The sequence below is a fragment of the Micromonospora sp. NPDC049799 genome, from assembly GCF_040656655.1.
Taxonomy (GTDB): Bacteria; Actinomycetota; Actinomycetes; order Mycobacteriales; family Micromonosporaceae; genus Micromonospora.
Window position 1 is genome coordinate 1 of sequence record NZ_JBFAMU010000438.1, and the last position, 4,113, is coordinate 4,113.

General features: G+C 72.3%; 6 protein-coding genes and 1 pseudogene. 3 read left to right on the forward strand and 4 right to left on the reverse strand.

What is annotated here, in order from left to right; all coding sequences use genetic code 11:
• Nucleotides 1–396 (forward strand): annotated as a pseudogene (locus tag AB0I76_RS23965) (hypothetical protein); the annotation flags it as partial.
• Here AB0I76_RS23965 and AB0I76_RS23970 read toward each other — a convergent pair.
• The 3 genes from AB0I76_RS23970 to AB0I76_RS23980 all read right to left on the reverse strand — a co-directional run bounded on the left by AB0I76_RS23970 (nucleotide 361) and on the right by AB0I76_RS23980 (nucleotide 2,042).
• Nucleotides 361–771: a hypothetical protein gene (locus AB0I76_RS23970; protein ID WP_357039488.1), complete on the reverse strand. Its 411-nt coding sequence runs from the start codon at nucleotides 769–771 to the stop codon at nucleotides 361–363. The pseudogene AB0I76_RS23965 and the gene AB0I76_RS23970 sit on opposite strands and share 36 nt — an antisense overlap.
• 198 nt (nucleotides 772–969) lie before the next feature.
• Nucleotides 970–1,191, reverse strand: coding sequence for a DUF397 domain-containing protein (locus AB0I76_RS23975; RefSeq protein WP_357039491.1), 222 nt, complete (start codon nucleotides 1,189–1,191; stop codon nucleotides 970–972).
• On the reverse strand, nucleotides 1,167–2,042 hold the full coding sequence (locus AB0I76_RS23980) for a helix-turn-helix transcriptional regulator (RefSeq protein ID WP_357039494.1): 876 nt from the start codon (nucleotides 2,040–2,042) through the stop codon (nucleotides 1,167–1,169). The genes AB0I76_RS23975 and AB0I76_RS23980 overlap by 25 nt, the downstream gene beginning before the upstream one ends.
• A 623-nt stretch (nucleotides 2,043–2,665) precedes the next feature.
• Between AB0I76_RS23980 and AB0I76_RS23985 the strand changes: the two genes are divergently transcribed.
• Together AB0I76_RS23985 and AB0I76_RS23990 are read left to right on the forward strand one after the other, a co-directional pair.
• Nucleotides 2,666–2,953, forward strand: a complete 288-nt coding sequence (locus AB0I76_RS23985) for a hypothetical protein (RefSeq protein ID WP_357039497.1) — start codon at nucleotides 2,666–2,668, stop codon at nucleotides 2,951–2,953.
• Nucleotides 2,954–3,051: 98 nt separating this feature from the next.
• Nucleotides 3,052–3,489 carry a hypothetical protein gene (locus tag AB0I76_RS23990; protein ID WP_357039500.1) on the forward strand — a complete coding sequence of 146 codons (438 nt, stop codon included), beginning with the start codon at nucleotides 3,052–3,054 and terminating at the stop codon, nucleotides 3,487–3,489.
• Between the two features lie 9 nt (nucleotides 3,490–3,498).
• Here AB0I76_RS23990 and AB0I76_RS23995 read toward each other — a convergent pair.
• The coding region (locus AB0I76_RS23995) for a PASTA domain-containing protein (RefSeq protein ID WP_357039504.1) at nucleotides 3,499–4,113 on the reverse strand (615 nt) is incomplete at its 5' end.

Here is a 4,113-nt window from a genome sequence, read left to right on the forward strand (position 1 = left end):
GACCGCGCCGCCGCCGGCCTCGCCCTCGCCGTGGTCCCGGCGGGTGCCGTCGCGGTCTGCGCCGTACGACGCATGCGACGTCTGTGGGCCGGTGCCGGCGCCTTCACCACCGCGCCCGACACACCGGCCCCGCACGGCCTGCGGGCCGCCGCGGCGCACCCGCTGATCGGGCTACCCGTGCAGGTGACCGGCCTGGCGATCCTGCCGGCGGTGGTGGTGGCCGCGATGCCGGAGCTGGTGACCCGGACCGGCGCGGGCGGACCGGCGATCACCGTCGGCGTCCTGGGCGTCGCGGCCATCGGGGTCCGTCACGCGCTCCGGCACAGCCGCCTCGCGGAGCGGGCGATGCCGGAGCGGGCGTCAGCGCGAACGGCCGCCCGGCCCCTGCACGTATAGCAGCTCCAGGATCGCCCGGGTCGCCTCGAACCAGCGGTCCAGCCAACCGGGCGGCGGCACGCTGCCCTTCGGCGGCAGCTCCAGCAACAGGCCACGCAGCAGCGGGTGGTCGGCCAGCGAGCCGGCCGGCTCCATCGACCAGGCACCGGTCGGGAACGACGGCTCGGTGAGCGGGTTCGGGTCCAGCGACGGCAGCGTGAGTGGCGGGCTCGCCTGCTCCGTCGCGGCGGGGCCGTCCTCCCGGCCACCGACCTCGGTGTCGGTCGACACCACCTCGGTCAACACCGTGTCCCGGCGCGCGCCGCGGTACTTGCCGCCGAACCGTTCCGGCTTGCCCGGTCCGTTGGTGAGGTTCTCTGACCCGATCGTCGTCATCGTCCCGCCTGCCTCGTTCGGTTGCCGATCCGCGGTTTGTCGACCAGCGCCGTTCTTCAGAGGTACAACGAGACGGGAGCGTTGTGGCGACGGGAATCCCGGCCGATCCCTGGCCACCCCCGGCCCCCGAGCCGGACGCGGACACGACCGCGTCCCCGTACGGCCCGGGGCCGTACGGGGACACTCGCTGCCCGGGTATCAGGCCCGGCTGAGGCCGCCGTCCCTGGTGCCAGCGACGAAGGCACGCCAGTCACCCGGGCTGAACACCAGGGCGGGACCCGTCTTGTCCTTCGAGTCCCGGACCCCGACGGCCCCGGCCACGTACGCCACCTCCACGCAGTTGTCGCAGTTCGGCCCGCTCTTCGAACTCTTGAACCAGGCTGCCTGCGTCAGGTTCACCGAGAATCTCTTAGTCGCCATTTCCACAACGGCTCCTCTGCCAGTTTCGCGATGTGTGCGACGGACTCTTCCGGACGGATGGCCGCGGCGCGGATGTGATCGAAGATGAAGCTGTACTTCTGCAGTTCGTCGCTCTTCTCCAGGAAAAGCCCACCCGTGGCGTTCTCCGCGTACACAACATCCGGATCACCGGACTCGGGGAAGCTGAGGATCGTGAAGGTCCCGTCCATGCCGGCGTGCGCTCCCACCTCGAAGGGCAGGATCTGGAGCGTCACGTTCGGCAGCTCGGCCACCTCCACCAGCCGTCGGAGCTGGTCACGCATGACCGTGTCCCCGCCCACCGGCCGGCTCACCACCGCCTCATCGAGCACCACCCACAGATCGACCGGATCATCCTGGGTCAACAACGACTGACGGCCCAGTCGGACACGCACCCGTTGTCGTACTTGTTCGGGCGTGAAGTCGGGACGCGCGGCGCGGATCATGGCGCTGGCGTACTCCTCGGTCTCCAGCAGCCCGGGAACCACCTGCTGCTCGTACGCGCGGATCGAGCTGGCCGCCGCCTCCAGCCCGACGTACGCGCCGACCAGTACCGTGCTGTACGGATGCCACCAGCCCTTCTGCCGGGCCTCGCGGGCGATCTGCACCAGCTCGTCGCTCTCGGCGCCGACCACGCCGTAGATCCGGAGCATGTCCCGCACGTCCCGCGGCGTGGCCGAGGTGTGCCCGGTCTCGATCCGCGAGATCTTGGAGGCCGAGCACTCCAACTGCTCGGCCACGGCTTCGATGGTGATTCCCGCCGCCTCCCGCTGACGACGCAGTTCGGCGCCGAGCCGACGTCGCCGGATGGTCGGGCTCCGCCGCTCACTCACGGCTGGCCCCGCCGTCCGTTCCGGACCACTGGCTGCTGGCCGTCACCCGCCACCTCCGCCTTGGACGCGCCGCTGTCGTCCACCCGCCGGGTCCCGGCGCGGGGCGGGGCGGGCGTTCGCGGCGGGGAGTGGTGCGGGTCGTCGACCGGCCGCGACGGGCGAAACCGGATCTCAGTGTGCCGTCCGAATGCGAACGTCTTCAAGCGTCGCTTCGCGCGTGGCGCTCACGTATCGGCAAAAGTCGACGTGCAACTTGCATCCCGCACGACGCTGATGCACTCTGTGCGTATGGCACGGGTCACTGACCGTCTCCGTCCGCTTCCCCGCCGTGGTGATCCCGCGGCGATCCGGACGCGGGCCGGCGAGGACTCGTCGCCAGCGACAACCAGACCTGCACCGGGGAGATGACCCCGCCGCTGCACGCCTGATGGCTGCGGCGGCGGGAGCGGCACCCGGAGCAGCCGGGTGTTGGTCGGGTGGCGACCCGCCACCAGTGGGAAGCCACCCGACCACCACCGCACGCACGCCGGTTCCACGCGGCACGACCCCGTTGCCGGGCCAGGAGAACGTCCCCCACCCAGCCCTGCCGGCCCGCCCGCCGGCCAACCATCCCAGGAGCCCATGTGCTTCCCCGCTCCGGTGACGTACTGCACGTGACTCGCGCGGCGAGTGTCCAGTTCATCCGACCCATCACCTTCCGGGTGATCCGGGTCCTCGACTGGCCGACCTACGACGGTTGGTTCTGGCTCGACGGGTACGAGTTGAACGCATCGGGGGACGCGGTCAACCGTCGGTCGATCTTCGTACAGCGGCAGGGGCTCGAGGTGCTCGAGACCGCACCGCAACCGCGTCAGCACGCGGTCCGCGCACCACGCCGGCCCGTCGTCCGCACTCCCGTCCGGGTGGGCTGACCTCCGCGATCGGCCGCCGGGGGGCGTGCCGCGGCCATAGAATTGGTACGCCCACCCCGGCACGTTCCACCCCGCGCCTCCAGGACCCTGAACCTGGGATGGCCATGGTCAATCACACCGCCGCCCGGCGGCCCCACCTCTGGAACATCGCCTACGCCTTCGGACTCCTGGCGCTCCTCGGCGTCGCGACCGCACTCGTGGTCGTGGTCCGGGAACCCGCCCTCTCGTCCACCCAGCTGACCGCGCCGGTGCCCGCGCCGGAGATCACCGTGGTCGACGAGGACCCTCCGGACGACGTCGGAGCCGACCCCTTCGGGGAGCCCTTCGCCCTGGAGGAACCGGACGGTTTCGGAGGCGCCGTCCCCGATACCGCGGACCCCGCCACGGAGCCGTCCTCCGGGCCGCACGACGTCGCACACGGCGCACCGCCGTCGGCGGAGGACGTCCGAAGGTCACTGTTCTGGTCGGGCGTGTTCGGGCTGGCCATCTCGCTGGCCGGGCTGGGCCTGGTCGGCACCAGACGCCGGATGTGGTGACCCGGCCGCTCAGTCGGTGGGTGTCGGCTCCGCGCTCGGGGTCACCGTCGGGCTGGCCGGGGTGCGCTCGCCCCGGGAGACCACCAGCGTGACCTCCTCACCCTCGGGCACCAGCTCGCCCGCCTCCGGATCGGTCTCCAGAACGGTGCCGGCGGGGCGGTCGGAGGTCCGGTACTCCACCCGGTACGCCAGACCCGACCGGTCCAGAATCCCCTGCGCCGTCGCCAACGGCAGGTTCGTCAGCGGAGGCATCGGCACCTCCACCGCCTCGGTGGTCGGCGGCGCAGACGGGGAACTGCTCGTGGGGGCGGCGGACGTGGTCGGCGCCCCGGTGGTCGGCGATGCGCGGGTCGGGGATGGCGAAGGCGAGGAGGTCGGTGTCGGCGTCGTGGCGTCGTCGGCGGACCGGAGCGCCAGCCACAACCCGCCGCCGACGAGGGCGAGCAGCAGCAGCGCCAGCACGCCCCACAGGATGGGCAGCCACCAGGGCCGGCCGCCCGGCTCCTCGGCGTACCAGTCGGCCGGCTCGCGGTAGTCCGCCGGCCGTGGCGTCCACCCCGGCGGCCAGCAGGCCGTCCCGGATCGCGGCGAGGTCACCGGCGTCCACGGCCAGAGCCAGCGAGC

Excerpts from the sequence above, each read along its gene's own strand:
- AB0I76_RS23975 (WP_357039491.1), bottom strand. The coding sequence starts at position 1,191 with ATGGCGACTAAGAGATTCTCGGTGAACCTGACGCAGGCAGCCTGGTTC.
- AB0I76_RS23990 (WP_357039500.1), top strand. The coding sequence starts at position 3,052 with ATGGCCATGGTCAATCACACCGCCGCCCGGCGGCCCCACCTCTGGAAC.
- AB0I76_RS23970 (WP_357039488.1), bottom strand. The coding sequence starts at position 771 with ATGACGACGATCGGGTCAGAGAACCTCACCAACGGACCGGGCAAGCCG.